Source organism: Streptomyces katrae, from assembly GCF_000966975.1.
GTDB lineage: Bacteria > Actinomycetota > Actinomycetes > Streptomycetales > Streptomycetaceae > Streptomyces > Streptomyces katrae.
Genome location: NZ_JZWV01000192.1, coordinates 1 through 2,780, shown reverse-complemented (window position 1 = coordinate 2,780; position 2,780 = coordinate 1). Strand labels below are relative to the sequence as shown.

Annotated in this window: 3 protein-coding genes; all 3 read left to right on the top strand. The window is 71.8% G+C overall.

Annotated elements, in window-relative coordinates:
- A partial coding sequence (locus VR44_RS08990) for an amino acid permease (RefSeq protein WP_045946878.1) occupies window positions 1–1,367 on the top strand: 1,367 nt, incomplete at its 5' end.
- 83 nt (window positions 1,368–1,450) lie between these two features.
- Window positions 1,451–2,473, top strand: coding sequence for an asparaginase (locus VR44_RS08985; protein WP_045946877.1), 1,023 nt, complete (start codon window positions 1,451–1,453; stop codon window positions 2,471–2,473).
- Between the two features lie 61 nt (window positions 2,474–2,534).
- A partial coding sequence (locus tag VR44_RS08980; RefSeq protein ID WP_045946876.1) for a lyase family protein occupies window positions 2,535–2,780 on the top strand: 246 nt, incomplete at its 3' end.

The window sequence follows — 2,780 nt, the reverse complement described above, 5'->3', positions numbered from 1 at the left end:
GCAAGTCCTTGAAACCCCGGCACGTCAACATGATCGCCATCGGGGGTGCGATCGGCACCGGGCTCTTCCTCGGTGCGGGCGGACGCCTCGCCGATGCCGGTCCCTCCCTGTTCGTCGCCTACGCCGTCTGCGGGATCTTCGCGTTCCTCGTGGTGCGCGCGCTCGGCGAGCTGGTCCTGTACCGGCCGTCCTCCGGTGCCTTCGTCTCCTACGCCCGGGAGTTCCTCGGGGAGAAGGGGGCCTACACCGCGGGCTGGATGTACTTCCTGAACTGGGCGACCACCGGCATCGCCGACATCACCGCCGTCGCCACGTACACCCACTACTGGCACCTGTTCTCCGACGTCCCCCAGTGGGTGATCGCCCTCATAGCCCTGGCCGTGGTCCTGACCGTGAACCTGATCTCGGTGCGGATCTTCGGCGAACTGGAGTTCTGGTTCGCCATCGTCAAGGTCAGTGCCCTGGTCGTCTTCATGGGGATCGCGATCTTCCTGCTGGTGACCCGGCACCCCGTCGGCGGCACCGTCCCGGGTCCTGCGCTGATCACCGACCACGGCGGGATCTTCCCCAACGGGCTGCTCCCCATGCTGCTGATCATCCAGGGCGTCGTCTTCGCCTACGCCTCCGTCGAACTGGTCGGCGTCACGGCCGGCGAGACGGAGAACCCCGAGGAGATCATGCCCAAGGCGATCAACTCGATCATGTGGCGCGTGGGCCTCTTCTACGTCGGCTCGGTCATCCTGCTGTCGATGCTGATGCCCTGGAACAGCTACAGCGCCGGCCAGAGTCCGTTCGTGACCGTGCTCTCCCACATCGGCATCCCGGCGGCGGGCGACGTGATGAACCTGGTCGTCCTCACCGCCGCCATGTCCTCGCTCAACTCCGGCCTCTACTCCACCGGCCGCATCCTGCGCTCGATGGCCGTCAACGGCTCCGCCCCGCGCTTCACCGCCCGGCTCAGCCGCACCCAGGTCCCCTACGGCGGCATCCTCCTCACCAGCGGCATGTGCGTCCTGGGCGTCGGGCTCAACTTCGTGGTCCCGGCGGACGCGTTCGAGATCGTCCTCAACCTCGCGGCGATCGGCATCCTCGCCACCTGGGGCATGATCATGATCTGCCACCTCCTGTTCTGGCGGAAGACCCGCAGCGGGGAGCTGACCCGTCCCTCCTACCGCCTGCCGGGCTCCCCGTGGACCGAAATCGTGACGCTGGCCTTCCTCGCCTCCGTCCTGGTCCTCATGTACGCCGACGGAGGGGCCGCGCGCACCACCGTGCTGTGCGTGCCGCTGATCGCCGCGGCACTGGTCGCCGGGTGGTACGCGGTCCGCGGCCGCGTGGCACGCGCCGCGTCCGGGAGCGACGACTGAGCCGGACGCGACCCGTCCTCCTGCGCCGGGGGTGGCCGTCGCCACCCCCGGTTCGCAGCGACCCACCACAGAACGAGGCAGTGATGCGCAGCAGTTTCCTCGCGGACGCGCCCGCGATCCGCGAGCCCCGGCACGCCCCCGTCGCCCACGTCATGCGGGGCGGTCTGATCGAGGGGGTCCACTACGGCTCCGTGGTCGTCCTCGACGACGGAGGCGGCGTCAGGCTGGGCATCGGCGACATCGAGGCCGCCTGCTACCCGCGTTCGGCCCTCAAGCCGGTCCAGGCCGTCGCCATGGTGCGGGCCGGCCTGCCCCTCGACGGGGCCCTGCTCTCCCTCGCGATGGGCAGTCACTCCGGCGAGGAGCACCATCTCGCGGGTGTCCGGCTGATCCTGGAGCTGGCCGGTCTCACCGAGGCCGACCTGCGCAACGTCCCCGACCTCCCCTACGGTCCGGCCGTCCGGGACGCCTGGGTGCGTGAGGGCCGCGGGCCGTCCCGGCTCGCCCAGAACTGTTCCGGCAAGCACGCGGCGATGCTCTACCTGTGCAAGCTGTCCGGCTGGCCCCTGGAGTCGTACCTCGACGCGGACCACCCGCTCCAGAGGACGATCGCCGAGGCCGTCGAGGACCTCACCGGCCAGCGCGTCGCGAACGTCACCGTCGACGGCTGCGGTGCCCCCCTGTTCGCGGTGTCCCTGCACGGCCTGGCCCGGGCCGCCGCCCGCATCGCCACGGCGGCGCCGGACACCGCCGAGCACCGGGTCGCGGGCGCGCTGCGCCTCCATCCGGAGATGGCCTCCGGCGCGGGGCGGGACTCGGCCGCACTGATGCGCGCGGTGCCCGGGCTGCTCGCCAAGGACGGCTTCGAGGGCGTCCACCTGGCCGCACTGCCCGACGGCCGGGCCGTCGCCGTGAAGATCTCCGACGGCGCGGACCGGGCACGCGTCGCCGTGACGGCCGCCGCCCTCGCACGTGCGGGGGTCGAGCCCCGGCTGCTCGCCGGGTTCGCGGGCGAGCCGGTGACCGGTGGCGGCCGGGCTGTCGGGGGCGTCCGCCCGGTGGCGGCCCTGGACCCGCCCGGCGCCCCGGCCACCGCGACCGCCTGACTCCCGCTCGCCCTTTTTCACCACTTCTGATCCGCCACCTCAGGAAGAGGACCGCACCCCCATGACCGCCTCCACCCGCAGTGAACACGACCTGCTCGGAGACCGCGACGTCCCCGCCGACGCCTACTGGGGCGTCCACACCCTGCGCGCCACCGAGAACTTCCCCATCACCGGCACGCCGATCTCCGCCTACCCGCACCTGATCGACGCCCTCGCCGCCGTCAAGGAGGCCGCGGCCCTCGCCAACGGGGAGCTCGGCCTGCTGGAGCCCGCGAAGGCGGCCGCGATCGTCACCGCTTGCCAGGAG